The following is a 26364-nucleotide window of genomic DNA, read 5'->3' on the forward strand; positions in this document are numbered from 1 at the left end:
CGCCATGAACGTGCCCTCCCTGTTCTCGCGCCTGCAGCAGTCCCGGCGCGCATCGCTGACGGCGTTCGGCATCACCTTGGCCGCACTGATCGTCACCGCCGTGTGGTTCATCAGCGCGCGCTCGGCCCTGGCCGAGGCCTATGCCCGCCTGGGCGAACGCAACCAGGCCCTGGCCGAGGCGCAGGTGCGCGGACAGGAGGCACAACTGCGCGTGGACTACGCGCGATCGGCGCACGAACTGCTCGCCGGCGCCCAACGCAACGGCCTCCAGCCGGAGGCCTGGGGCGAACGCCTGATCAACCTGCGGCAGAGCCAGATGAGCCGCGAGGACACCGCGGCGCTGCTGGGCGCCGTCACCCGCGGTGACGACCGCATGTTCGGCGCGGACGCGTTCGAGCTGTCGGTGACCCATCCCGACGAAGGCCTGTTCAATTCTCCCGTTGCCAGCGACCGCGCACCCGCGCCGCTGTCGCTGACCCTGCGCGGCGCCATCCTGTTCCGCACCGGCGCCACCGGGGCGACCACCCTTCCCGCCGGAGTCGCGCCATGAGCCTGCTTTTCACCGTCCAGCAGCAGAACGGCTGGCTGACGTTCGATGGTGGTCATGTCAGCCGCAGCGAAACCCGACCGCGCCTGCAGCGCGCGGCCATGGCCGTCGCCGACTTCGAAGGCGCGGTCAGCAGCGTGATCGCCCTGGAAGGCAGCCCGGCGCATGCGGTGGCGCTCATCGAGCGCCGACTGCGTTCCGACGGCCTGGTCGATGGCGACGCCAAGGTCCTGATCCACAAGACCCATGGCGTCGGCGCCGGCTACCAGGCACTGTTCACCGCCATCCCGCTGGACACCTGGCAACAGACCTACGCCTGGTCGGAGTCGCAGCCGGACCATTGCCTTCTGGTGCCCATGACCTCGCTGCTGTTCAAGGCGCTCAAGCCCGGCCAGGGCGTGGTCCTGCAATCGGGGCGCCAGCTCAGCGTGCTGGCCCTGCTCAGGCACGGCATGGTCTACCGCAGCTCGCTGGCCTACAGCGACGACCCCGACGATCTGGCCATGACCGCCGGCTCGCTGGCCGAACAGATCGCCGACGACCTGGCGCGCGGCGAGGACAACCTCGATCCGCTGGAAATGAAATGGTGCCCGCTGCTCGTGCGCCATCCCGGCGAAGAGCGGCCCTGGCCGGACGACAGCCTGCGCGAGATATTCTCCGCGCGCAGCGGCCTGAAAGTGGCCACCGTGCCGGTGCGGCGCGTGCTGGACGAGGCGGGCAACGAATACCGTAGCGGCGCGGCATGGATGGAACGCGTTGCCGGCGCCGCCATCGCGGTGAATCCGGGCGGCAGCCGCGCCGCCTACCTGGCCGAGTGGGCCCTGCCCTACGCCAGCGCCGCCTCGCTGCTGTTCGCCCTGGTGCTCGGCACGCTGGGCGCGCGCTGGACGCTGAGCGCGCACGAGGCCAACACCCGCTCGGAGGAGATCAACGCGCAGATATCGGGGCTCGACGCGCAGATCACCGCACTGGCCCCGAAATCGGCCATGCCGGACCGTTTCGACGACGTGCTGAAATTCATCGAACGCGCCGGAAAACTGCAGGGTGGCATCGATCCGGTGGCAGGCATGAACCTCGTGCGCGAGGCCGCCGACGGCCAGGTGCGGATCCTGCGCGTGCGCGTGGAGGAGCCCGCGCCCGCCGGCTCGCCCGTCCGCGCCCCCGATGCTCCGGACGTGAGCGAACCGACCCTGCGCGTGGATGCCGTGGTCGATCCCGACCACGGCGATGCCGGCCTGCAGATCCCCACGTTCGTCGAGCGCCTGCGGCGGGCCGGATTCGATCCGGTGCCGCTGGATCCGCAGGCCAGCACGGCGGCGACGCGTTCAGCCGGCGGCTTCTTCTCCTATCTGCTCAGGCGCGCGGCCGCCGCCGCTCCCGCACCGGCGGTCACCGGAGCCACTCCATGAAAATGAAATACACCGCCGCATCCGCGTTGCTGGCGTGGCTGCTGGTCGTCGGCTGGCTGGCCAGCATGGTGATCGCCAAGCCTGCCGTGCTTCGCTTGGGCAACCAGGCCGAGGAAACCGCCGAGATGGCGGAGCTTCGCAACGGCATAGCGCGCAACCGGCAGACCGCGGCGGCGATCGCCACGCTGCGCGACGCCGCATTTCCCGTTGCCGATGGCAACGGCGTGATCGCACTGCCGGTCGCGGCTCCGGTTTCCACCGCCTCCGTCGCTGGCACAACAACCGGTAACCAGGCCGGTGCCGAGCCTGGAGCGGCCCCTGCAGCACGCGCACTCTCGCTGGTACTGGTGACCAATGGCCGCCGGGTCGCGGTGATCGATGGCCAGTATGTCCAGGTCGGCTCCCGCCTCGCCGACGGCACCCGCGTCCGCGCCATCGGCCAGGATTGGGTACGCCTGGACGATGCCGCGGGTACCCGCCAGACCCTGCGCGTGCTCAATCCCCTGCAGCCCGTGCAGGGCGGAGGCCGCCCATGAAACCGGCCGTCAAGCCCGTGCTCTGGGCCGGCGCGCTGGTTGCCGTCGGCCTGCTGACCGTGGTGCTGCTTCGCCAAGGCACGCCGGAAAATCCCGGTATCGCCGCGCCAGTTTCCTCCGCGCCGGAAACCGGCGCTGCGCCTCCCGCGCCCGTCGTCCCTGCCGGGCACACGGCCGAACCGCCTCCGCCGTGGATGAACAATGGCGCGCCGGGTACCGCGGCGGCGGCTACCGTCGCGCGCCAGCCCCCTGCCGTGTTCGGAGGACGCCAGCCCACCCGCGCGGAGCTGGCCCAGGCCCTGCTCCAGATCCGCGAAAAGGCTGCGCAGAACGACCGTGCCGCCAACGAACTGCTGCGCCAGCTCGATGCGATGCAGGCCAGCGGCAAGCTGCCGCCGAACATCAATGCCGAGGCCCTGCGCAACAACCTGCTGATCGCCAAGCGCACGCAGGAACTGGCGCGGGAGATGGGCGACCTGGTCGCGGCTCCGGCCGGCACGGATACGCAGCCGCGCATGAACGCGATCATCGCCGAGCTGCAGCAGCTCAAGAGTCAGCTGCGCTACGACGTCAACCTGGAAGCGGCCGCCGTATCCACCGCGGCAACGCCAGGCAGGACGCAGTGACATGCGCCGGCAGCGGACCCGGGCGATGGCTGTACGGGAGGGCGGCTACACGCTGGTGGAACTGGCGACCGTGCTCGGCATCCTCGGTGTGCTCACCCTCACCATGAATTCGGCCGTCGAATCCATGCAACAGGCGCGTCTGTACAACGCCGCCCAGGCTGATGCCGAGGCCGCCCGCCAGGCGCTGCGTGCCTATGTGCTGCGCAACAAACGGCTGCCCTGCCCGGACACCAGCACCGGCGGCGACCGCGGCCGCAGCGATGCGGTCTGCAGCGGAGGCAGCGGCTGGCTGCCCTACGAGACGCTCGGACTGGATATCCCAGAGCGCAACCGCCGGCTGCGCTACGGCGTGTATCGCAACGGCACGATCGATCTGGTCGACCCGGCCGCATCCTCGGTCGACGAACCCGACATCGAGGGGCGCAGCGGTCTGGCCACGGTACTGGACGCGCTGGTCAACGCGGCTCCGACCACCGTCGCGCCCTGGTATTCGGCCGCCGCCCCCGATCCCAGCGATACCGGCGCCGGCTGCGCCGGCGATTTCCCCACCAATCCCGCATTCGTCCTGGTCGCGCCGGCAGCGGACCTGGATGGCTCGGGCGATCCTGCGCCCGGTTTCGACGGACCAAACCGCAGCTTCGCCACCGGCGCCAGCCAGTGCGTGGCGACGCCCGCGCGGCCACCGAACAACCGCTACGACGACGTGGTCGTCGCCGAGAGCGCGACCACGCTGCTCGGCTGGCTGGCCACGTCCACCCGCTGACCCGACACGTCCTTCCGCATTCCTCCAAGGCCCATCGACATGATCCTTCGCCCCAACGCCCCGCACTCCCGCCATCCCGCGCTCCGGCTGCTTGCCGGTACCGTCGGCGGCCTGCTGCTGGCCTCGTGCGCCAACATGCCTCCCCGCAGCGTGAAGGACCTGCCGCCGACCGAGTACAAGGCGCTGGAACGTACCGGCACCGCCGTGGCCGAGGAGTCGGCCAAGCTGGCCGCGCAGCAGGACAAGCTGCGCGAGCAGCTCGAACAGTCATCCAGCCCCGTGGCCGCGATCGCGCCGGTCGCGCCGGCCTACGACCCGCTGGAGAACAGCGTGGTCAGCATCAGCATGTACGACGCCGACGTCGGCCAGCTGCTGTGGGCGCTGGCCGACGAACTGAAGATGAACCTGATCGTCGACCCGCGCGTGCTCGAACAGCGCCAGCGCTCCAGCCTGCACCTGCGCAACGTCAGTGCGCGCGAGGTCTACAACCACATCCTGGAAGGCTTCGACCTGCACGGCGAGGTCCGCGGCGGCACGCTGGTGGTCTCGCAGATGAGCGAGCGCATCTTCAACGTCGACATGCTCGACTCCAACACCTCGCTGGACCTGTCCACCGGCGGCGACGTGTTTGGCGCGGGCATGCAGAGCGGCGGCGGTGGCGGCCAGCAGCTGCGCGGCACGCTCACCATGACCGGCGCCGTCGGCAAGGACAACGACCCCTACAAGCAGCTTGGCACCGCGATCGAGACCATTCTCGGCACGGACAAGGCTGCCGCGCCGGCCGCCCGCGGCCCGAACGACCCGCCGCCGCCGGAGCTCCCGCGCTTCAATCTCGATGCAGGCAGCGGCACGCTCTACGTGCGCGCGCGCCCTTCGCAGATGCGTGCGGTCGAGGACCTGATCGAACACAGCAAGAAGAAGCTGCGCCGACAGGTGCTGGTCGAGGCGCAGATCCTTGATGTCTCGTTGAACGACAACTCCAACTACGGGGTGGACTGGAACCTGCTGCGCAACCGCGTCGCCGGCCTGTATGGCGATACGCCAGCCGTGATCCGGCCCACGCCCGGTACCGACACCAATCCCAACTCCCTGGACTACAGCGGCTACCAGGGCAGCGACCCGCACAGCAACTTCAGCGGCAACCGCTACGGCAACCAGGGTCGCACCATCGTATTTCCGGAGCAGAACCTGGGCTCGGCCGCCGGCCGCGCGCTGGGGCTGAGCTACATCAGCGACACCTTCTCGGCGGCGCTGAACGTGCTGCGCCAGTTCGGCAACGTCAAGATCCTGTCCAACCCCTCCGTGCGCGTGCGCAACGGCAGCCCGGCCTATCTGAGCGTGGGCACCAACATCCGCTACGTCACCAAGTCCACCACCAACTTTTCCGGCGGCTCCGGCACCGGCTCGGGCTTCACCTCCTCGGACATCCAGACCGACTCGCTGTTTTCCGGCGTGGTGATCGGCGTGGCGCCGATGATCCACGAGAACGGTTCGGTGGAGCTGCTGGTGCACCCGATGCAGACCGAGGTCGAGCCGTCGAGCCTGGCACTGAAGAACTTCCCCAACGGCAACGCGGTCACCCTGCCGGTGATCAACGTCAAGGGCATCACCACCACGCTCAACCTCAAGGACGGCGACACGGTGATGCTCGGCGGTCTGATCGACCAGAACAGCACCACCAGCGACGCCGGCATCCCCGGCCTGTCCGACGTGCCGGTCTTCGGCCGCATGTTCGGCTCGCGCGGCAAGACCCACAACACCCGCGAACTGGTCCTCGTGCTGCGGGTGAAGGTGATCTGATGAGCCTGATCCACGACGCGCTGCGGCAACCGGCAACGACGACCGATAACGGCGCGCCGTCGCGGACGCATGCGTCGCCGCGGCGCCTGGCCGACGGCCGCCGCTTTCCGGTCGCCTGGCTGCTGGCCGGTGTCGTGGTCGCCATGCCGGTCGCCTTCCTGATTCCGCGCCACCCCGCGCCCCCTGCCCCTTCCGCCGTGCCAACGATCGCCACTGTCATGCCGGTGGCGGCGGTGGTTCCGCCTGCCGCCGCGCCCCTGCCTCCGGCCACTCCGGTCGACAGCATCGGCAACGCGGCAACCCGTCCAGTGGATCCCATGGCACCCGCTCCCGCCGCGCCACCCCGTGTCGCCACGCCTGCCGCGCCGCCTGCCGCGTCCATGGCCCCCGACAACGCGCCCGCGGATCCACCATCCGACGCCCGCATTGCGGGCAATGAATCCGCACCACCCGCACGCGCGCAGATACAGCTCTCGGTACGCCAGCAGGACCCCGCCGACGCCAAACGCGACGCCGGCGACGAATCCACCACCGTGGCCGTGCGCATGGCCATGAACGCGCTCAACACCGCCGTCGCCGGCGGTGACGAGGCGGGCATCGACGACGCGGTCACCCGGCTGCAGGCGCTGCTGCCGCCGCAGAGCCTGACCCTGCTGCGCGCCCGCGCCTGGGTGGCCCATGGCGGCGGCGACTATGCCGAGGCCGAGCGGCTGTACCGCGCCATCCTCGACCGCGTGCCCGACGACGAGACCGCCGGCGTAAATCTCGCCCTGCTCGACGCGCGGCGCGGCAACGTCGCCGAGGCGCGCACGCGGCTGGGCCACCTGGCTTCGCGCAACGGACGCTCGACGCAGGTCGCGCAGGCCCTGGCCGAACTGGAAGCGGCGCAGCAATGAATCCGGCCATGGCCCGCCACCTGCAGACGCTGGGACTGGAACGCGCCCCGTTCCCGCCCACGCCGGATGCGGCCGCCTGGTTCCAGACCACGCGCCTGGAGGCGGATCTCGTCGAGGCCGCGCACTGCCTGCGCACCCGCGCCGGCTTCGTGCTGCTGACCGGCGAGGTCGGCACCGGCAAGAGCACGTTCCTGCGCCGCCTGCTGCTCGCGCTCGACGGCGAAGGCGTCGTCACCTCGATGGTGTTCAACACCTTCCTGCAGGGACCGGACCTGCTCGCGGCCGTGCTGCGCGACTTCGGGCTCGAGGCCAGGGGCAACCCCGCCGCCGACATCGAAACCCTCAACCGTTTCCTGATCCAGCGCTGGCGCGCGCAGATCACCTGCGTGCTGGTGATCGACGACGCGCAGAACCTGACCCTGGAAAGCCTGGAGCTGCTGCGCCTGCTGACCAACCTGGAGACGGGGCAGGAGAAGCTGCTGCAGATCGTGCTGGCGGGACAGCCGGAGCTGCACCACAACCTGGAACAGCCCTGCATCCGCCAGCTCACCAGCCGCATCTGCAAGCACGTGCGCCTCGAGGCGCTGGACCCGGCCGGAATCGAGCGCTACGTGCATTTCCGCCTCGCCGCGGCCGGCAATCCCTCGCCGGGCATCGCGCTGTCGCCCGGCGCGGCGCTGGCCCTGCACCGCGCCAGCGGCGGCAATCCGCGCCGCGTCCACCTGATCATGGACCGCTGCCTGTATGGCCTGTACGGACGGCGCGCCGATGCACGCAGCGTCGACACCGCGCTGGTGCGCACCGCCGCCGCCGAAGCCGGCGTGCAACCGGTACGGATGCGCGGCAGGCTGCCGGTCGCGCTGGCGGCGTCGCTGGCGGGCCTGCTGGTGGTGGCGATCTCCGCGCTCGCCCTGCGCAGCGGCGACAGCCATGCCGAGGAACGTGCCGATATCCGCCCGGCCCCGGTCGCCACCGGCGCGGAGCAAAGCGCGCGGCAATGGAATGCCTGCCTGCAGCGCCTGGGGGACCATCCCGTGCAGGTGCAGGCCATCGACGACGCGCTGCTCGCACGCCTGTCCAGCACCGAGCACCTGTGCCTGCGCCGCCAGGGCCACGGCTGGCTCGCCGGCTGGCGTGCCGGCCTGCGCGCGGAAGACTTCCTCGACGGCCTGGGCGACCGCCGGCGCCTGCTGGCGCTGCAGGCGCTGCTGGCTGACCACGGCCTCTACGACGGCGCGCTGGACGGGCGCTACGGCCCACGCATGCGCGCGGCGATCCGGCAATTCCAGGGCCGCAGCGGCCTGCCGGCCAGCGGCCTGCCCGATCCCGCCACCCTGCTCCTGTTCGACACACTCCTGGCCGCACGCTCCGGTGCCGGCCCCACTTCTCCGGAAACGCAACAGCATGGCCACGGTTGACCCCACCTCCTCGCTCCGCCCCCAGCCCCCGAGCGCGCCGCAGAAGGACGGCATGCGCCTGGGCGAGAGAATGCTGGCCCATGGCCTGATCGACGCCACGCAGCTGCAGTACGCGCTGCAGAAGAACGAAGTCGAGAAACAGCGCCTGGGGCGCATCCTGATCAAGCATGGCCTGGCCAACGAGTCGGACATCGTCCAGGCGCTGGCCGAGATGAACGGCATCGACTACGTGCAGGTGGACACCCTGCCGCAGGCCGATCCGCAGGTGCTGGCGATCTTCAACCGCGAACTGTGCCAGCTGCGCCAGTTCCTGCCGCTGCGCCGCGCCGGCGACGCGCTGGAGGTGCTGATCGGCGACGCCGATCCGCAGGCGGTGCAGCAGCTGGTGCTGCAGCGCTGCGGCCTGCGCTGCCGCTTCCTGCAGGGCGAGTACGGCAAGGTCGCGCGGCTGATCCGCCATACCTACTACTTCGCGCAGAACCCGGTCGAGAGCCTGCTGGAGCGCGAGATCAAGCGGCTGTCGGCCGACAACGACCATGCCTACAGCCCCGAGAAGCTGCTCGACTACCTGCTGCACTACGCGGTGCGCGAGCGCACCACCGACATCCACATCGCGCCGTCGGACGACAGCCTGCACGTGCTGTTCCGCGTCGATGGCGTGCTGCGGCCGATGTTCGCCATGCCGACCTCGCTCAGCCGCCTGCTGGGCTACATCAAGCTCGCCGCGGAGATGGACATCTCCGAACAGCGCCGCCCGCAGGACGGCAGCTTCCGTGCCACGGTGCTGGACTCGGCGCTCACCGTGCGCATCTCCACCATCATCACCGACGCCGGCGAGCGCGTGGTCATGCGCCTGCTGCCCGAACACAGCGACCTGGACGGGCTGAAGGAACTGGGCTTCTTCGAACAGGACGTGGCCGCGCTGGAACGCCTGTTCGCGCGCCCGGCCGGCCTGATCCTGATCACCGGCCCCACCGGCTCGGGCAAGAGCTCTTCGCTGCACGCGGCCTTGCGCATGCAGTCGCTGATCGAGCGCAACGTGCTCACCGTGGAAGACCCCATCGAATACCGCGTGCCCGGCGCCGGCCAGACCGAAGTGAACCGGCGCGCCGGCTACGAGTTCGGCTCGGCGCTGCGCCATTTCCTGCGCCACGACCCCGACGTGATCCTGCTGGGCGAAATGCGCGACGCCGAAACCGCGCAGGCCGCGCTGGAGGCGGCGGCCACCGGCCACCTCGTGCTCTCGACGCTGCACGTGACCACCGTGTTCGGCGTGGTGCCGCGCCTGCGCCCGCTCGGGCTGGAAGCGCAGGTCATCGCCGACAACCTGCTGGCCGTGGTCAACCAGCGCCTGGTCCGGCAGAACTGTCCCTTCTGCGCGCAGGAGTCGCCCTTCAGCGATCGCGAACTGGAGTGGCTGGGCCTGCCGGCCGGCAGCTGCGGCAAGCGTGGCACGGGCTGCGAGCGTTGCCGCGGCAGCGGCTTCTACGGCCGCCTGCCGGTCTACGACATCATGATGGTCGACGACGCACTGGCCAACGGCATCGCCGACGATGCCGGCCGCGAAGCGCTGCGCAACCTGGCCATGAACGCCGGCTTCCGCGGCATCGAGGACGTGGCCAAGGCGCGCGTCGTCGCCGGCCAGACCACCAGCGAGGAAGTGATGCGCGTGGCCGGCGTGGGGCCGGCGCCATGAACGTCTACTACTACCGCCTGCTGCTCTCCAGCGGCCGCGTGCGCAGCGGCGTCACCCAGCTTGCCGTCGAACAGGACGCCTCGGCGCGGATGTGGCTGGAAAAGAACTTCGACGCGGTGGTGCTGTCGCTCTACCGCCTGCCAGGATGGCTGGCCGAGACCCAGCGCTCGATCTCGCACCTGGTCAAGCCCAGCATCCGGCCGGCAGAACTGGCCGGCATGCTGCGCGACCTGGCGGTGATGACCAGCAGCGGCATCCCGGTGCTGGAGGCGCTGCGTGCCGTGGCCAACGAAGTCGGCGGCGGCCGCACCTCGAACCCGGCCAAGCTGGCCCGGCGCCTGCTCGAGGAACTGGATGCCGGCGCGTCGCTCAGCGACGCCTTCTCGCGCTTCCCCGACGCGTTCCCGGAAACGGTGCGCAACCTGGTCATGATCGGCGACGAGACCGGCACCATGGATCGCATGCTGGGCGAAGCGGCGGACCACATCGAGCGCATCTCCAAGATGACCGCCGACACCCGCCAGGCGCTGATCTACCCGGCGTTCGTGTTCTCGGCGATCTTCGCCGCCGGCGGCTTCTGGATTTACTACGTCATCCCCAATCTCGCCGACCTGTTCAAGCAGATGAACGCCAAGCTGCCCCCGCTGACCATCGCGGTGATGGCCGGTTCGGAGTGGCTGATCGCGCACATCGCCTGGATCCTGGCCGGGCTGGTGGTGGCCGTGTTCGTGTTCTGGGTCACCTGGCGCTACAGCCGCGGCTTCCGGCGCGCGATCCACTACACCCTGCACAAGCTGCCGATCGCCAGGACCATCATGTTCTCCTCCGGCCTGGCGTTCTTCACCGAGTACATGGCGCTGCTGATTCGCGCCGGCGTGGACATGGTCAGCAGCCTGCAGGTGATGGAGCGGGCGATGCGCGATGAGTACTACCGCGACCGCATCATCGCCATCCGCCAGGTGCTCGAGCGCGGCGACCGCGTGTCATCGGCAATGCGCCAGGTCGGCGGCTTCCCCTCGATGATGGTGCGCATGATCGGCGTGGGCGAGGAAACCGGCACGCTCGACTCGCAGTTCGCGCGTCTTTCCGCCGAGTACAGCCTGCGCCTGCAGCGGCTGATCACCAATCTTTCCGAAGTCATCAAGCCGGTGGTGGTGCTGCTGGCCGGCGGCATGTTCGTGTTCCTGATCGTCGCCCTGCTGCTGCCCGTCTACGACCTGGTCCAGCAGGCGATCACCGGGCCAAAGCTATGAAACGAGGTAACTCAATGTCGTCCATGCAGGCACGCCGCGAGCGCGGCTTCACCATCCTGGAGATGTCGGTGGTGCTGGTGGTGATCGCGCTGATCATCGGCGCGGTCAGCGTCGGCCGCGACGTCTACCGCAGCGCCGTGGCCGAACGCATCAGCACCGAGTTCGTGCAGGGGTGGATCATCGCCTACGACCGCTACGTCGCCCAGGTCGGCACCGTGCCGCTCGACAACCTCGCCAATCCCAGCGGTCGCGTGAGGAACGGCAGTACCGATCCGCTCTGCGACACCACGAGCGCCAGGGACCTGCGCAACGAGATGCTCAAGCGTGGCATCACCCTGCCGGCCGGACGGGCCGAGGGCATGGAATCGCGCTATGCCTTCCAGGACAGCAACGGCATCCCCCAGGAAGTGCAGGTGTGCTTCACCTCGGTCATCGACTGGGCCGAACCTGGTCCAGACGACACCTATGTGCAGCGCGTCCGCAACGTGATGGTCCTGCGCGGCCTGACGCCCGAGCTGGCCAACCAGCTCGACAACCGCATCGATGGCCGCGTCGATGCGCGCTTCGGCCGCCTGCGCGAAGCCACTCCTGGCGCCGCCAGATACAACCTCACCAGCGCGATCGGCAGCCCGCCGGCGGCGAACCCCTGGAGCCGGACAGGCGTAGACACCCAAGACGGCAAGCCGGACGGGCAGTCAGTGACCATGACCGCCTATCTGAAGATGAACCAGTAAGCCCTCCGACACGGATCCACGCCATGCCTCCCGTATCGCCTTCCCGCCTCCGCCACGTAACCTCGCCGTCCCGCGGCTTCGGACTGGTGCAGGCTCTGGTGCTGTTGCTGCTGGTCAGTTCGGCCCTGGTCGCCGGCGTCGTGCTGCTGCAGTCCCGCCGCAGCGCCGAGCAGACCCGGACCCAGGAAGACAGCCTGCGCTGGGCCGAGGAAGCGGTGACCTCCTTCGCCGCCTCGAACTCGCGCCTGCCCTGCCCCGCCACGACCCTGGATGGCGAGGAAGACTGCTCGGTCAGCCGCGACAGCGGCTGGCTGCCCCTGCGCACGCTGGCCGGCGCCTCCGGTACCGCCCCCGGCGTCGGCCCGCTGCGCTACGCCGTCTATCGCGGCGATGCCGGCAGCCACCTGGATCTGACCCAGCCGCTCAACGCCTACCAGCCTCGCGACCTGGCCGGTGAACCGCGCACGTTCAAGAACGACGACGACACCGATGGCAGCTACGACGCGGTCAACGGCCTGGACTTCTGCCAGACGCTGGGCCTGGCCGGCGCGGCCACCGCCAATGGCGCGCTGGCCGCGACCTCCGACCGCAACGCGCTGCCGTTGAACATCGCCTATGGCATCGCCGCCGCTGGCCCAAACAGCGCCGCGGGCAACCGCTTCGACGGCGGCAATGGCACCGGCAATGCGCTGGAGTCGCCTTGGCGCGAGGGCAGCTCCGACTACGACGACCGCGTCCGGGTGCAGACCTTTGCCGGCGTCGCCCATGCGGTCGGCTGCCGCCAGATCGCCGATTCCAGCATCAACACCACGCCCTACAACATCTCCACCGCCTCGGTGGATGCGCTCGCCGCCGCTCTCACCCTGCACGACAGCGTGGCCGGCCTGCAGGACAACAACATCGGCAATGCTGAATCCGCCGTGCGCGACGCCAGCTTCGCCCAGGCGATGTCGGCAGCCCAGGTGCTGCTGGCCGCTGGCCACATCGCCGACACCGTCTCCAGCAACATCACCGACATCGCCGACCTGATACGCGCCATCGGCACCTGCATCGCCTCCCTTGGCGCCACCTGCTGGGAAGTCCCGATCAAGGCCTCCGCCGTGGCCATGGAGATAGGCTCGATCATTTCCTATGGCGCGGCGCTGGGTGTGAACATCGGCACGGTCTCGCTGTCGGCCGTCGCCCTGAACAAGACCATCGAGGTCCGGGAGCGTGCCAAGAATGCGGTCATCCCACCAGTGGAGGACGTCAGCGAGGCGGCCGACAAGGTCTGTGCGGCCGCCAACGGCGGTTACGTGGACAAGCGCGTGCTCAAGCGCGACGCGGACGGGAACCTCATTCCGGTCCTCGACTCCAGCGGCAAGCAGGTCTTCGACGAGAACTTCGCCCCGCAGTACGAGTTCGAGGACCAGAAGAACGTCTGGCAGGACGGACTGAAACAGCAGAAGGAGCAGGCCAAGGAGGTCTACGACGAGCTGGCGGCCCATCGCGATCAGATCTACGCCCGTCGCATCACTCCGTTCAGCGACGGACAGATCCGCTACCGCATCGACGAGGCGAAATCGATCGACATGCACAACGGCCGCTACAGGATGTGGGTGTGCGAGGGCGTCTCTGGCGGGCAGCGGAGCTGGAGCAACGGCGCCTGCGACTACGTCTACGACTCCGACGGCAAGCTCGTCCCGGGTGGTTACGAGTGGGTCAAGCGATTCAAGTGGGACGTGGCGATCGCCGACGCCATCGCCAAGCGCAAGGCGGCCGAAGCCTGGTCGGACGCCAACCGCGCGGCCTCCGAGGCCGAGGAAGCCCTCAAGCTGGCCAGGAACAATTACAACCAGTGGAACGACACGCTGCTGCCGGCCATGCTGAGCCAGCGTGACAGTGACTGCGCAAAAGCCAGCAGCGCGTCGACCACCGAGGAACGCGAAAGGTTCAGGCAGGTATGCGAGAACGACAAGGCATCGGTGCGCTACACCCAGACCTGCAAGAAGACCGAGCGCAAGCAGTTGCCCGACGGCAGCATGGTCGAAGTGGAAACCACCGATACCGAGCCCAACGCCTCCTGCATGCCGCGCCTGAAGGACAAACTCGACGCCGCCCAGGCCACCAAGGACAACGCCGCCAGCAATGTCGCGGCGCGGAAATCCAGCTATGACGGCCTGCCGTCCCCCTACCTGAACTATCCGCAGAAAGACTGGTCGTGGTGGAGCCTGGTCGAGGTGGGCAAGACCGCGCTTGGCAATCCCAAGTACGAATGGCGGCAGAACGGCAGTGCCTACAACCCGAACAACACGTCGAACGAGGCGCCGCCGTTCTACTACGCCGACGAGCACGAACTGCTGCGCACCAATACCTCGATCAGCATCTTCAACTGCATCTTCGGCATCAACCCGTGGATCAACGGAACCCTGTGCGAGCACTACCCGTACAGCCGCGCCTACAACGACTACAGGACCGCCAAGATCGCCGCCGACGAGGCCGAGACGAACTACAGGCAGCTCGATGACCAGTACGTGCTCATGAACGACAGGTGCGAAAAGCTCAAGAACCTGGTCACACCCGGCGCGGGCGGCGCCTGCCAGGTCAATCTCGTGCTAGGCACGGAAGCGATCCTGCGCATGGCCGACCAGCTCGGCTCGGTGGGCGCGGCGCTGCCGCCCGCCAACAGCACGCCCAATACGCCAGGAACCTGTCCTTCGCCATGAACAACCGACATCGACAATCGGGCTGGTCGCTGATCGAACTGGCCGTCAGCCTGGTCATCGCCGCCCTGCTCACCGGGCTGCTGTTCGCACTGCTGCCGCTGGGCAGGCAGGCCGCCACTGGCGACCTGCAGCAGCGGCAGCTGGCGCAGTCGGAAGAAGCGCTGCTGGGTTTCGGCCTGTCGCACTACCACCTGCCCTTCGCCGATGGCGATGGCGACGGCGAAGCCGATGCGGGCACCTCCAGTGGCTGGCTGCCGGTACGCACCCTTGGACTGCCGCCACGGCTGCGCGTCCGTTACGAGGTGGATGCGCAACTGGCGGCCGAGGCCAGCCGCCAGTTCGCGCCCCACCTGCCTCCAGGCGAGGAGGCACGCGTATCGTCCACGCCCAACGGGCTGGACCTGTGCATACGCCTGTTCACCCAGCAGCGCGACAACCGCACGCTCGGCATCCTCGGCCTGCCTGCGGCCTATGCGCTTGCCGCACCCGCCGATCCCGGGGCGGCGATGGCAGGCCCACCCGTGGCGATTCCGCTTCCCGGCAGCGAGGATGCCGCCGGGAAGCCGATGCTCAGCACGGCCGCCGGGCCGGGCGAACTCGCATCGCGCATGGCCTGCCCGCAGCTGCTGGCGCGTGCGCACGGCGCCGCGCAGGCGGCGATGACCGCCTACAGCATCCGCCAGGCGGCCAGCTTCAACCGCGATTTCCGGGCATTCGACGTGCGCATCGCCAAGCTCGTGCAGGCGCAGTCGGAAGCGGCCTTGGCGTTCGCGAGCGTGGGCCTGGCCATGGGCCTGTTCGACCAGGCCATGGGCGTCATCCTGATGGCCGCGGGCTGGCCGCCCGACGGGTTCGCCATCGCTGTCGGCATTGCCGAGAACATCACCTCGATGACGTCGATCGGCTACGCGATCGCCAGCGTCGTCCTGGCCAAGAACGACCTGGATTCCGCCAACCAGACGCTGGCCGACGCCGAGGATGCGCTGGAGCGGGTGGAAGCGCAGAAGAAGAAAACCGACCAGCTCTATGTCGACAGCGTCGAGGCCGCACTGCGGCTCGCCGCCGGAGGAACCCGACGTTGAACATCCACGCTCCGTATCGCGCGCACCGCGCCGCCGCAGGTTTCTCCCTGCTGGAACTGACCCTTTCACTGGTGATCCTCGGCGTCATCGGCATCCTGCTCGCCCGCTGGATCGGCATGGAATCGGAGGACCGCTCGCAGCTGGTCCAGCGCACGCTGCTGCAGCGCGCCGACGATGCCATCACCGCCTTCGCGGCCAGCAACGGCCGACTGCCCTGTCCGGCGGCCGACACCGGCGGTGGCGAGGACTGTTCGCGCGCGGTGGGCCTGCTTCCGTTCCGCAGCCTGGGGCTGCCCGACAGCCGCGCCGGCCTGCTCCGCTACGGTGTCTACCGTGGCGAGGACACCCGGCCGGAAGGCGCGGACGCCGATCTTGCCGTGCTGCATGACCGCAACAGGGTGCTGCAGGTCACCGCCATGGCCGGTACCGGCGTAGTCCTCGGCGAGGTTTTCACCCTGCCCGGTTGCGGCGCGGAGTGCGCCGCCATGCCGCAGCTGCAACTGAACGGGCTGGATTTCTGCGTGGGCCTGCGCAACGCGATGCAGCATCCGACCGACGCCAGCCGGGTACACACACTGCGCCCGGTCCTGCCCGCGATGGAGATCGCGGGCAACGTGGCCTATGCCCTTTCCAGCAGCGCGCCGGGCCAGGCGAACGCGCTGCATACCGGTACGTCTCTCGCATTCGCATCGCCGCGGCAGGCCAGTTCCCCGAACTACGGCGACAAGGTGGTCGCCGTCGGCCTGGACCAGATGTGGTCACGATTGAACTGCGGCGACGCGCTGGGCGCCGCTACCTACGGGCAGGCCAACGCCGCCGCCGCCGCCACCTTGAACGTCCCGGCGATGTACGACTACAAGGAACAGCTGGCGATCATGGACCAGATGGCCGATGCTGGCGTGCTGAGCGCCAACGCGGCGCTGGTCGGCTCCATCGCCCAGGTCGGCTATGCCACCGGCGGCGTGTTCGATACCGTCGGCGAGACGCTGGCTACCCTGGGCGCATGGAACTGGCGCATCAACCTGTCCATCGTCGGCATCGGCAGTGCGGTGGGTTCGGTGATCGCCGCCGGCATCGCCAAAGGCAAGGCGGATGCCTACAAGGGCCAGGCCTCCAGCCTGGCGGCGGAGTTCAACACCACGTTTCCGGCCAATGCCGCCGCGCTCGAAACCAGCCTGGACACCGAGCTGTATCGCGCCGACATGCTGGGGCTGTACCCCGACCTGCAATCCCAGGCGACGGCCAAGGCCTATGTGCCGCCCGCCACCAGCGCGCCCACACCCTGATCATCGGCGGGCGTGCCCGCCGCCGCCCGCCGTCAGGCCATGGCGGCGACGGAGATGCGATCCCACGCCCTCGACGTAGGCATGGGCTGGGAGACGCGGGCGATCCGGCGTTCGATTTCCATGCCCAGGGCGCGGGTCGCCGGATGGGGCTCGACCGCCAGCTCCCGCCTGAGCCCGCGTTCGAGCGATCGATACCAGCTCAGCGCCAGGCCGGTTTCGCCAAGGCGCAGATACAGCGCCAGCAGGCTGCGGTGCTGCGCCTCGTCCCACGGATCCAGCACCGTCAGGCGACGCGCCAGGCCCAGGGCATGCTCGACATCGCCTGCCGCCGTCGCCGCGTCGCGCGCCCGCTCCAGCGCCTTGAGCAGCCGTTGCCGCGCCCACGTTCTGGCCCCCGGCAACCACTCGCAGAACTCGTCGCACTGCTCCAGCGAAACGCCTTCCAGCAGTTCGCCCGCCTCCCCCAGCCACTCCCGCGTGCGGTCGCCGGCCGGCAGCGCCGGTTCCAGCAGATCGATATCGAACAGCCCCTGCGATGCGTCCGGGCACAGGCGCACGCTCTCGCGGTCGATCAGCAGCACGCCCTCGCCCGCGGCCGCGACGATCGCCCGGTTCAGGTCGGTCAGCACCTGGCGGAGGTTGGTCAGCGCGGCGCCGTGCGGCAGGTCGGGCCAGAGCATCGCGGCGATCCGGCTGCGGCGATGGACGCGCGGGCGCTCGATCGCCAGGTAGGCCAGCAGCGCCCAGCCCTTGCGGTAGACCAGCCGGCCCGGCCGCGCGGCGGTCCCGATGCGGCATTCGCCCAGCAGGCGGATCAAGGGCTGTACGTGGCCCGGCCACGCGCTCATGGCATCCATCCCATGGCGGCGGTCGACGGAGTGCGCGGGCTTCCATTCCCCATACGGCAGGCGAGAAAACGGTTCATGCGGTTCCCCAGGCGTTTCGGATTGGCGGTCCCGCTGTTTCGCGGGACTCACTAACCAAACCGTGAAAACCGTCCGGTTCCTATCACTCGCTTTCAATTGCTTTCGCGACACCTCTCCGCTATGCGCCCGCGCACTGGTCCCGGATGGAACATGGAGTCCGGCGCTGCCGGCATGATGGCCGCGCACCTGCTGGAATGCCCCACGGCCCGCGCACGCGGGCGCCCATCGGCATCGTCGGCCTTGCGCATCGAACAACTTTCAACCGCAACCATGCCGCGGTGGCGGGGCTTTCCGGACGAAGTCACCGCATGCGCCGCCGCGATGCGCCACCACGCTTGACAGCGCCGAAAGCGCCGTGGTTATCTCGACCCCATGCTGCAACGCCACACCACCGCCAACCCGACCCGCATCCCGGCCTCCGCCGCGGCGCTGCTCGTACTCGTGCTTATTACCGAACCCACAGGTGCGGGACGAGCTGGCGCGTAGCAGAAAAAAGCCAGATTCGATCAAAGACCCCGCACCGGCCCCGGTGCGGGGTTTTTCGTTTCCAGCATCCATTTCAACTGAAACCATGTTCACCACCGATACCGCCACGCAGAAACACACCGCCCGCGATGCCATGCGCACCGCCGCGGCGTGCATGGCGCTCCTCCCTCCCCCGACGGCCGCCGCGTCCTGACGCGACGGCCGTTTTCTTTTGCGCTCCATCTATCACTGCAAGGAACCAAGTCCCATGAGCTCCAACGAACTGCCCCAGATCAAGATCGCCGTCATCGGTTACGGCAGCCAGGGCCGCGCCCATGCCCTGAACCTGCGTGAGTCCGGCTTCGACGTGACCGTCGGCCTGCGTGCCGGCGGCCCAACCGAAGCCAAGGCCCAGGCCGACGGCTTCGCGGTCAAGGCGCCGGCCGAAGCGGTCAAGGACGCCGACCTGGTCGCCGTGCTGACCCCGGACATGGTGCAGAAGAAGCTCTATGAGGACGTGCTGGCGCCGAACATGAAGCAGGGCGCGTGCCTGCTGTTCGCCCACGGCCTGAACGTGCACTACGGCATGATCGCCCCGCGCGAGGACCTGGACGTGGTGCTGGTCGCGCCCAAGGGCCCGGGCGCGCTGGTGCGCCGCGAGTACGAGATCGGCCGCGGCGTGCCGTGCATCTGGGCGGTCTACCAGGACAGGAGCGGCAAGGCCGAGCAGTTCGCGCTGGCCTACGCGGCCGGCCTGGGCGGCGCCCGCGCCAACCTGATCCGCACCACCTTCAAGGAAGAGACCGAGACCGACCTGTTCGGCGAGCAGGCGGTGCTGTGCGGCGGCGCCTCGGCGCTGGTGCAGGCCGGCTTCGAGACCCTGGTGGAAGCCGGCTACCAGCCGGAGATCGCCTACTACGAAGTGCTGCACGAACTGAAGCTGATCGTGGACCTGTTCTACGAAGGCGGCATCACCCGCATGCTGGAATTCGTCTCCGAGACCGCGCAGTACGGCGACTACGTCAGCGGCCCGCGGGTGATCGACGCCGGCACCAAGGCGCGCATGAAGGACGTGCTGACCGACATCCAGAACGGCACCTTCACCAAGAACTGGGTGGCCGAATACGAAGCGGGCCTGCCGAACTACAACCGGTTCAAGCAGGCCGACCTGGAGCACCCGATCGAGAAGGTCGGCAAGGAACTGCGCGCCAAGATGGTCTGGCTGCAGGCGCAGAGCGCGTAACCCGCGGTCCCCCACCCGCAAAGGCAAAGGTCGCTGCATGAACACTCCCACCCACGGCGCGCCACGCAACGGCGCACGCTGGTTGACGCAGGCCCTGGAGGCCGAAGGCGTGCAGACGCTGTTCGGCTACCCGGGCGGCACCATCATGCCGTTCTACGACGCATTGGTGGATTCCACCCTCAAGCACATCCTGGTGCGCCATGAGCAGGGCGCGGCGTTGGCCGCCAACGGCTACGCCCGCGCCAGCGGCAAGGTCGGCGTATGCGTGGCCACTTCCGGCCCCGGCGCGTCCAACCTGGTCACCGGCATCGCCGACGCGATGCTCGACTCGGTACCGATGGTGTGCCTGACCGGACAGGTCGGCACGCCGCTGCTGGGCACCGATGCGTTCCAGGAGCTGGACGTGTTCGGCATGACCATGCCCATCGTCAAGCACAGCTGGCTGGTGCGCAGCGTCGACGACCTGCCGCAGGTGGTGGCCGAAGCGTTCCGCGTCGCCCGCGAGGGCCGCCCCGGGCCGGTGCTGATCGACCTGCCCAAGGACGTGCAGCTGGCCGATGCCACGCACCTGCCCGACCACGTGCCGGCCTCGGTCGATCCGGTGCCGGCACCGGACGCGCAGCGCCTGGCCGCGGCGGTGGAGATGATCGCCGCCGCCGAAAAGCCCGTCATCTACGGCGGCGGCGGCATCGCCCTGGCCGAGGCGGTGGAGGATTTCCGCCAGTTCGTTGAGGCCTCCGGCATTCCCACCGTGCTGACCCTGCGCGGGTTGGGCGCGCTACCGGCCAACCATCCGCAGTACCTGGGCATGCTGGGCATGCACGGCACCCGCGCCGCCAACATGGCGGTGCAGGAGTCGGACCTGCTGGTCGTGGTCGGCGCCCGCTTCGACGACCGCGCCACCGGCAAGCTGGCCGAGTTCGCGCCGTTCGCGCGCGTCATCCACCTGGATGGCGACGCCTACGAGATCAGCAAGCTGCGCGAGGCCGACATCGGCGTGCCCGGCGACCTCAAGGCCGGCCTGCGCGCGCTGTCCGGCATCCGCGGCAACTGCAACGGCTGGCGTGCGCGCTGCGCCGCCAACCGCGAGAAATTCGCCGCCCGCTACGACGCGCCCGGCCAGGACATCTACGCGCCGGCGCTGCTCAAGCGCCTGAGCGAGATCGCGCCGCCGGACACCGTCATCGCCTGCGACGTCGGCCAGCACCAGATGTGGGTGGCCCAGCACTGCCGCTTCAACCACCCGCGCAACCACCTGACCTCCGGCGCGCTGGGCACCATGGGCTTCGGCCTGCCGGCGGCGATGGGCGCGCAGTTCGCCTGCCCGGACCGCACCGTGGTGCTGGTCTCCGGCGACGGCAGTTTCATGATGAACGTGCAGGAGCTGGTCACCATCGCCCGCTGCCGCCTGCCGGTGAAGATCGTGCTGCTGGACAATTCCTCGCTGGGCATGGTGCGGCAATGGCAGGAGTTGTTCTTCGCCGAGCGCTACAGCGAGATCGACCTGTCCGACAACCCGGATTTCGCCGCGCTGGCGCAGGTGTTCGGCATCCCGGCCACGCGCATCACCCAGCGCGCCGACGTCGAGGACGCGCTGGCCGCGCTGCTCGACACCCCCGGCCCGGCGCTGCTGCACGTGGCCATCGACGCGCGCGCCAACGTGTGGCCGCTGGTGCCGCCGAACAACGCCAACAGCACCATGCTGGAAGGCAACCCCGCCCACGCCAAGGCCACTCAGGAGAGTTCCAATGCAATACCGGCTTGACCTGGTGCTGACGCCCGCCGAAGGCGCGCTGCTGCGCGTGCTAGGCATGGTCGAACGCCGGGGCTTCTCCCCGCGCAACATCGCCGGCAGCCGCGAGGCCACCGACGCCGGCCGCTGGCATGTGCAGATGGAAGTCAGCGGCGAGCGCCCGCCGGAAACGCTGTGCCGGCAGCTGGAGAAGGTCTACGACTGCGAGTCGGTACGGATCGTGGCGCTGGACCCGGCCGGGGTAGCGGCATGAACCCCGACGTAGCCGTACGGCGCGGGAACGGGGAACAGGGAACGGGGAATGCCTGTTCCCTGTGCGCCGTTCCTGCGCGTCCGCAGCGGAGGCGTCTTCTTCGACGCAGCGCCGCGCAACTTCTTTCCCCGTTCCCGCTTCCCCGCTCCCCGCTTTCCGGCAATGCCTGACCGCGGCCGCGCCACCGCAGATGCCGACAGCGCCGGCGGCGTAAACGTCAGCGCCGGCGGCGTAAACGTCAGCGTCGCCGACGTATTGGCCGCGCAGGCACGCCTGCGCCGCTTCCTGCCGCCCACCCCGCTGCACTACGCCGAGCGCTTCGGCACCTGGCTCAAGCTCGAAAACCTGCAGCGCACCGGCTCCTACAAGGTGCGCGGCGCGCTGAACGCGATGCTGGCGGCGCTGGAGCGCGGCGACGAACGCCCGGTCATCTGCGCCTCGGCCGGCAACCACGCCCAGGGCGTGGCCTGGGCCGCCTTCCGCCTCGGCGTGCAGGCCATCACTGTGATGCCACATGGCGCGCCGGCCACCAAGATCGCCGGCGTGCAGCACTGGGGCGCCACCGTTCGCCAGCATGGCAACAGCTACGACGAGGCCTACGCCTTCGCCCGCGAACTGGCCGAGCAGAACGGCTACCGCTTCCTGTCCGCGTTCGACGACCCGGACGTGATCGCCGGCCAGGGCACGCTGGGCATCGAGATCGCCCCGCACGCGCCGGACGTGGTGATCGTGCCGATCGGCGGCGGCGGCTTGGCCTCGGGCGTGGCGCTGGCGCTGAAATCGCAGGGCGTGCGCATCGTCGGCGCGCAGGTCGAGGGCGTGGATTCGATGGCGCGCGCGATCAAGGGCGACGTGCGCGAGATCGCGCCGGTTGCCACGCTGGCCGACGGCGTCAAGGTCAAGATCCCCGGCTTCCTCACCCGCCGCCTGTGCGCCAGCCTGCTCGACGACGTGGTCATCGTGCGCGAGGCCGAGCTGCGCGAAACCCTGGTGCGGCTGGCGCTGGAAGAACACGTGATCGCCGAAGGCGCCGGCGCGCTGGCGCTGGCCGCCGGCCGCCGCGTGGCCGGCAGGCGCAAGTGCGCCGTGGTCTCCGGCGGCAACATCGACGCCACCGTGCTGTCCACGCTGTTGTCCGAAGTGCGCCCCAGCCCGCCGCGCAAACCGCGACGGCGCAACGCCGAACGACTTAGAAGCCGCGTCGCCCCCAACGCGCCGCGGCCCACCCGAAACGAACACCCCAACATCATCGCACCCGCTGTCGAGGAGACCCTCTGGTGACTACTCCAACCATCAACACCCCCCGAATTACCATCTTCGACACGACCCTGCGCGATGGCGAACAGTCACCGGGCTGCAGCATGACCCCACCGCAGAAGCTGGTGATGGCGCGCGCCCTGGCCGAGCTGGGCATGGACGTGATCGAAACCGGTTTCCCGGCAAGTTCCCAATCCGACCGCGAGGCCATGGCGCTGATCGGCCGCGAGGTCCGCGAGCCGGTGCTGGCGGTGCTGTCGCGCTGCCTGGCCGCCGACATCGAGACCTCGGTCAAGGCGCTGGAAGCGGCGGCACGCCCGCGCCTGCACCTGTTCCTGTCCACCAGCCCGCTGCACCGCGAGCACAAGCTGCGCATGAGCAAGGAACAGGTGCTGGAATCGGTGCACAAGCACGTGACGATGGCGCGCGGTTACGTGGACGACGTGGAGTTCTCGGCCGAGGACGCCACCCGCACCGAACTGGATTTCCTGACCGAGGTGGCGCAGGTGGCCATCGCCGCCGGCGCGCGCACCATCAACCTGCCCGATACCGTCGGCTTCACCACGCCGGACGAGATCCGCGCGATGTTCAAGCACGTCATCGGCAACGCCGCCGGCGCCGACAAGGTCATCTTCAGCGCCCACTGCCACAACGACCTGGGCCTGGCCGTGGCCAACTCGCTGGCCGCCATCGAGGGCGGCGCGCGCCAGGTGGAAGGCTCGATCAACGGCATCGGCGAGCGCGCCGGCAACTGCGCGCTGGAAGAGATCGCCATGGTGCTGAAGGTACGCAACGCCTTCTACAACTTCGACACGGGCTTTGACACCCGCCGCATCGTGCCGACCTCGCAGCTGCTGCAGCGCCTGGTGGGCATGCCGGTCCAGCGCAACAAGGCCATCGTCGGCGCCAACGCCTTCGCGCACGAATCGGGCATCCACCAGCACGGCATGCTGCGCAACCGCAACACCTACGAAATCATGCGCCCGGAAGACGTGGGCTGGGAGTCCTCGCAGATGGTGCTGGGCCGCCACAGCGGCCGCGCCGCGGTCGAGGCGCGCCTGCGTGCGCTGGGCTACTGGCTGGAAGAGGAAGAGCTGAAGCTGGTGTTCGACCAGTTCAAGGCGCTGTGCGAGCAGCAGCGCGTGGTCACCGACGCCGACCTGCAGACCCTGATGCAGGGCAACTCCGGCGGCGACGGCTACCGCCTGGCGTCGATGACCATCAGCGACGTCGGCAGCCGCGCCAACGCGCTGGTCGAGCTGTCCGACCCGGATGGCAACCGCGTGGCCGAAACCGCGCAGGGCGACGGCCCGGTGGATGCGCTGTTCTCGGCGCTGTCGGCCGCCACCGGCGTGCAGCTGACCCTGGACAGCTACCACGTGCACAGCGTCGGCATCGGCGCCGACGCGCGCGGCGAGGCCAACCTGGGCGTGCGCCACGAGGGCAACATCTACGAGGGCACCGGCACCAGCCGTGACATCATCGAGGCCAGCGCGCTGGCCTGGCTGGACGTCACCAACCGCCTGCTGCGCCAGCGCGAAGGCAGCAAGGCCCAGGAAGCCGTCAGCGCCTGAGCGCGACGGCCCCCGCATAGGCAACGGAACAAGACGCAATGAGCTCCGCACCCAAGACCCTGTATGACAAGCTGTGGGACGCGCACGTCGTCGTCCCCGAAAGCGACAGCGCGCCGGCCGTGCTGTACATCGACCTGCACCTGATCCACGAAGTCACCTCGCCGCAGGCCTTCACCGAACTGCGCGAACGCGGCCTGAAGCCGCGCCGCCCGGACCGCACCAAGGCGACGATGGACCACTCCACGCCGACCCTGCCGGCCGGCGCCGACGGCAGGCTGCCGTACGCCAGCAAGGCCTCCGAGGCGCAGGTGGAGATGCTGGCGAAAAACTGCGCCGAGTACGGCATCGAACTGTTCGACATGGCCTCGAGCAACCGCGGCATCGTGCACGTGATCGCACCGGAACAGGGCTTCACCCAGCCGGGCATGACCATCGTCTGCGGCGACAGCCACACCTCCACCCACGGCGCGTTCGGCGCGTTGGCCTTCGGCATCGGCACCAGCGAAGTCGGCCACGTGCTGGCCACGCAATGCCTGCTGCAGCGCAAAGCAAAAACCATGGCGATCACCGTCGACGGCGAACTGGCCCCGGGCGTCGGCGCCAAGGACGTGGTGCTGCACATCATCGGCGTGATCGGCGTCAACGGCGGTACCGGCCACGTGCTGGAATTCCGTGGCTCGGCGATCCGCGCGATGGACATGGAACAGCGCATGACCCTGTGCAACATGTCCATCGAGGCCGGCGCCCGCGCCGGCATGGTGGCGCCGGACCAGGTCACTTTTGACTGGGTGGCGAAGACCCCGCGCGTCCCCAGGGGCGCCGATTTCGACACCGCCATCGCCTACTGGAAGACGCTGCGCAGCGACGAGGGCGCGCGCTTCGACGTCGAAGTGCGCATCGACGCCGCCGACATTCGCCCCACCCTGACCTGGGGCACGCACCCGGGCACCGCCATCGCGGTGGACGCGCCGATCCCGGCCGCCAACGACGCCGCCGCGCAGAAGGGCCTGGACTACATGAAATTCGAAGCCGGCCACGCGCTGGCCGGCACGCCGGTGGACGTGGTGTTCGTCGGCTCCTGCACCAACGGCCGCCTGAGCGACATGCGCGAGGTGGCGCAAGTACTGCGCGGCCGGCGCGTCGCCGCCGGCGTGCGCATGCTGGTGGTGCCGGGCTCGGAGATCGTCAAGCGCGACGCCGAGGCCGAAGGCATCCACGAGATCGTGCGTGCCGCCGGCGCCGAATGGCGCGAACCCGGCTGCTCGATGTGCATCGCCATGAACGGCGACCTGGTCGCACCGGGCCAGTTGGCGGTGAGCACCAGCAACCGCAATTTCGAGGGCCGCCAGGGCCCCGGCTCGCGCACCCTGCTGGCCTCGCCGATGAGCGCGGCCTGGGCGGCGGTGAACGGCAAGGTCGCCGACGTGCGCGAGCTGTTCAAGAAGGAGGTGGCGTGATGGCCGGTTTCCGTACCCTGAGCTCGCGCAGCGTGGTGCTGCGCCAGACCAACATCGACACCGACCAGATCATCCCGGCGCGGTTCCTGTCCACCACCGAACGCGCCGGCCTGGGCAGGAACGCCTTCAACGACTGGCGCTGGCAGGCCGACGGTTCGCCCAACCCGGAATTCGCCTTCAACCAGCCGCAGAACGCCGGCCGCTCGATCCTGCTGGCCGGGCGCAACTTCGGCTGCGGCTCCTCGCGCGAGCACGCGCCGTGGGCGCTGACCGACCTGGGCCTGCGCGCCATCGTCAGCAGCGAGATCGCCGACATCTTCCGCGGCAATGCGCTGAAGAACGGCCTGCTGCCGATCGTGCTGGACGAAGCCGACGTGCAGGAACTGATGCAGCGCCCGGACGACGAACTGACCATCGACGTGGCCGCGCGCGAACTGCGCACCCCCGCCGGCAAGGTGTATTCCTTCCCGCTGGACGGCTTCTCGCAGACCTGCCTGCTGGAAGGCGTGGATCAGCTGGGCTGGCTGCTGGGGCGGGTGCCGGAGATCGAGCGGTACGAGAGCCAACGGGCAGCGTGACGCTTTTCCCTTCTCCCTCCGGGAGAAGGTGGCGCGTAGCGCCGGATGAGGGTACGGGCGAAGCCTCGCGCATCCAAACACGGCAAGGGCTTCGCCCCTTACCCTCA

The 26364-nt window shown here is 69.3% G+C and carries 23 protein-coding genes; 21 read left to right on the forward strand and 2 right to left on the reverse strand.

Going from position 1 to position 26364, the window contains the following annotated elements; genetic code table 11:
- Positions 1-4: 4 nt before the first annotated feature.
- From ABTV91_RS16450 to ABTV91_RS16515, 14 genes are all read left to right on the forward strand, one after another.
- Complete coding sequence (locus tag ABTV91_RS16450; protein ID WP_433852386.1) at positions 5-550, forward strand: hypothetical protein; 546 nt, start codon at positions 5-7, stop codon at positions 548-550.
- The gene (locus ABTV91_RS16455; RefSeq protein ID WP_433852387.1) at positions 547-1956 is read left to right on the forward strand and encodes a hypothetical protein; all 1410 of its coding nucleotides are present in this window, start codon (positions 547-549) and stop codon (positions 1954-1956) included. The genes ABTV91_RS16450 and ABTV91_RS16455 overlap by 4 nt, the downstream gene beginning before the upstream one ends.
- Positions 1953-2492, forward strand: coding sequence for a hypothetical protein (locus ABTV91_RS16460; RefSeq protein WP_433852388.1), 540 nt, complete (start codon positions 1953-1955; stop codon positions 2490-2492). The genes ABTV91_RS16455 and ABTV91_RS16460 overlap by 4 nt, the downstream gene beginning before the upstream one ends.
- Positions 2489-3118: a hypothetical protein gene (locus ABTV91_RS16465; protein WP_433852389.1), complete on the forward strand. Its 630-nt coding sequence runs from the start codon at positions 2489-2491 to the stop codon at positions 3116-3118. The genes ABTV91_RS16460 and ABTV91_RS16465 overlap by 4 nt, the downstream gene beginning before the upstream one ends.
- A 25-nt stretch (positions 3119-3143) precedes the next feature.
- Positions 3144-3881 (forward strand): type II secretion system protein, encoded by a 738-nt coding sequence (locus tag ABTV91_RS16470; RefSeq protein WP_433852390.1) that lies wholly within the window; start codon positions 3144-3146, stop codon positions 3879-3881.
- A 39-nt stretch (positions 3882-3920) separates the two neighbouring features.
- Positions 3921-5681 (forward strand): pilus (MSHA type) biogenesis protein MshL, encoded by a 1761-nt coding sequence (mshL, locus tag ABTV91_RS16475; RefSeq protein WP_433852391.1) that lies wholly within the window; start codon positions 3921-3923, stop codon positions 5679-5681.
- Positions 5681-6577 (forward strand): tetratricopeptide repeat protein, encoded by an 897-nt coding sequence (locus ABTV91_RS16480; RefSeq protein ID WP_433852392.1) that lies wholly within the window; start codon positions 5681-5683, stop codon positions 6575-6577. The genes mshL and ABTV91_RS16480 overlap by 1 nt, the downstream gene beginning before the upstream one ends.
- An 8-nt stretch (positions 6578-6585) precedes the next feature.
- Positions 6586-7995 (forward strand): AAA family ATPase, encoded by a 1410-nt coding sequence (locus tag ABTV91_RS16485; protein WP_433852393.1) that lies wholly within the window; start codon positions 6586-6588, stop codon positions 7993-7995.
- Positions 7982-9691: a GspE/PulE family protein gene (locus ABTV91_RS16490; RefSeq protein WP_433852394.1), complete on the forward strand. Its 1710-nt coding sequence runs from the start codon at positions 7982-7984 to the stop codon at positions 9689-9691. The genes ABTV91_RS16485 and ABTV91_RS16490 overlap by 14 nt, the downstream gene beginning before the upstream one ends.
- Entirely contained in the window at positions 9688-10944 is a 1257-nt protein-coding gene (locus ABTV91_RS16495) for a type II secretion system F family protein (RefSeq protein WP_433852395.1), read from the forward strand. The genes ABTV91_RS16490 and ABTV91_RS16495 overlap by 4 nt, the downstream gene beginning before the upstream one ends.
- A 14-nt stretch (positions 10945-10958) precedes the next feature.
- Positions 10959-11678 (forward strand): type II secretion system protein, encoded by a 720-nt coding sequence (locus ABTV91_RS16500; RefSeq protein WP_433852396.1) that lies wholly within the window; start codon positions 10959-10961, stop codon positions 11676-11678.
- Positions 11679-11764: 86 nt separating this feature from the next.
- Positions 11765-14383, forward strand: a complete 2619-nt coding sequence (locus ABTV91_RS16505) for a hypothetical protein (RefSeq protein WP_433852397.1) — start codon at positions 11765-11767, stop codon at positions 14381-14383.
- A complete protein-coding gene (locus tag ABTV91_RS16510) occupies positions 14380-15465 on the forward strand; it encodes a hypothetical protein (RefSeq protein WP_433852398.1) in 1086 nt (361 codons plus the stop codon). The genes ABTV91_RS16505 and ABTV91_RS16510 overlap by 4 nt, the downstream gene beginning before the upstream one ends.
- Positions 15462-16751, forward strand: coding sequence for a type II secretion system protein (locus tag ABTV91_RS16515; RefSeq protein WP_433852399.1), 1290 nt, complete (start codon positions 15462-15464; stop codon positions 16749-16751). The genes ABTV91_RS16510 and ABTV91_RS16515 overlap by 4 nt, the downstream gene beginning before the upstream one ends.
- Positions 16752-16783: 32 nt before the next feature.
- Here the strand turns inward: ABTV91_RS16515 and ABTV91_RS16520 are convergent, their stop codons facing one another.
- Together ABTV91_RS16520 and ABTV91_RS16525 are read right to left on the reverse strand one after the other, a co-directional pair.
- Entirely contained in the window at positions 16784-17599 is an 816-nt protein-coding gene (locus tag ABTV91_RS16520) for an AfsR/SARP family transcriptional regulator (protein WP_433852400.1), read from the reverse strand.
- A gap of 336 nt (positions 17600-17935) precedes the next feature.
- On the reverse strand, positions 17936-18319 hold the full coding sequence (locus tag ABTV91_RS16525) for a hypothetical protein (protein ID WP_433852401.1): 384 nt from the start codon (positions 18317-18319) through the stop codon (positions 17936-17938).
- Positions 18320-18410: 91 nt separating this feature from the next.
- Here ABTV91_RS16525 and ilvC point away from each other — a divergent pair, with 91 nt between their 5' ends.
- The 7 genes from ilvC (at position 18411) to leuD (ending at position 26257) form a co-directional block, all read left to right on the forward strand.
- Positions 18411-19385: a ketol-acid reductoisomerase gene (gene ilvC, locus ABTV91_RS16530; protein WP_433852402.1), complete on the forward strand. Its 975-nt coding sequence runs from the start codon at positions 18411-18413 to the stop codon at positions 19383-19385.
- Positions 19386-19422: 37 nt separating this feature from the next.
- Positions 19423-21150, forward strand: a complete 1728-nt coding sequence (gene ilvG / locus ABTV91_RS16535) for an acetolactate synthase 2 catalytic subunit (protein WP_433852403.1) — start codon at positions 19423-19425, stop codon at positions 21148-21150.
- Positions 21134-21391: an ACT domain-containing protein gene (locus ABTV91_RS16540; RefSeq protein ID WP_433852404.1), complete on the forward strand. Its 258-nt coding sequence runs from the start codon at positions 21134-21136 to the stop codon at positions 21389-21391. The genes ilvG and ABTV91_RS16540 overlap by 17 nt, the downstream gene beginning before the upstream one ends.
- A gap of 162 nt (positions 21392-21553) precedes the next feature.
- Positions 21554-22672 (forward strand): threonine dehydratase, encoded by a 1119-nt coding sequence (locus ABTV91_RS16545; RefSeq protein ID WP_433852405.1) that lies wholly within the window; start codon positions 21554-21556, stop codon positions 22670-22672.
- Entirely contained in the window at positions 22669-24222 is a 1554-nt protein-coding gene (locus ABTV91_RS16550; protein ID WP_433852406.1) for a 2-isopropylmalate synthase, read from the forward strand. The genes ABTV91_RS16545 and ABTV91_RS16550 overlap by 4 nt, the downstream gene beginning before the upstream one ends.
- A 38-nt stretch (positions 24223-24260) precedes the next feature.
- On the forward strand, positions 24261-25679 hold the full coding sequence (gene leuC / locus ABTV91_RS16555) for a 3-isopropylmalate dehydratase large subunit (protein ID WP_433852407.1): 1419 nt from the start codon (positions 24261-24263) through the stop codon (positions 25677-25679).
- A complete protein-coding gene (gene leuD, locus ABTV91_RS16560) occupies positions 25679-26257 on the forward strand; it encodes a 3-isopropylmalate dehydratase small subunit (protein WP_433852408.1) in 579 nt (192 codons plus the stop codon). Before leuC ends, leuD begins: the two co-directional genes overlap by 1 nt.
- The last annotated feature ends 107 nt before the right edge of the window (positions 26258-26364 follow it).

The organism is Stenotrophomonas nitritireducens, assembly GCF_050984405.1.
In the GTDB taxonomy this organism is placed as follows: Bacteria; Pseudomonadota; Gammaproteobacteria; order Xanthomonadales; family Xanthomonadaceae; genus Stenotrophomonas; species Stenotrophomonas nitritireducens_B.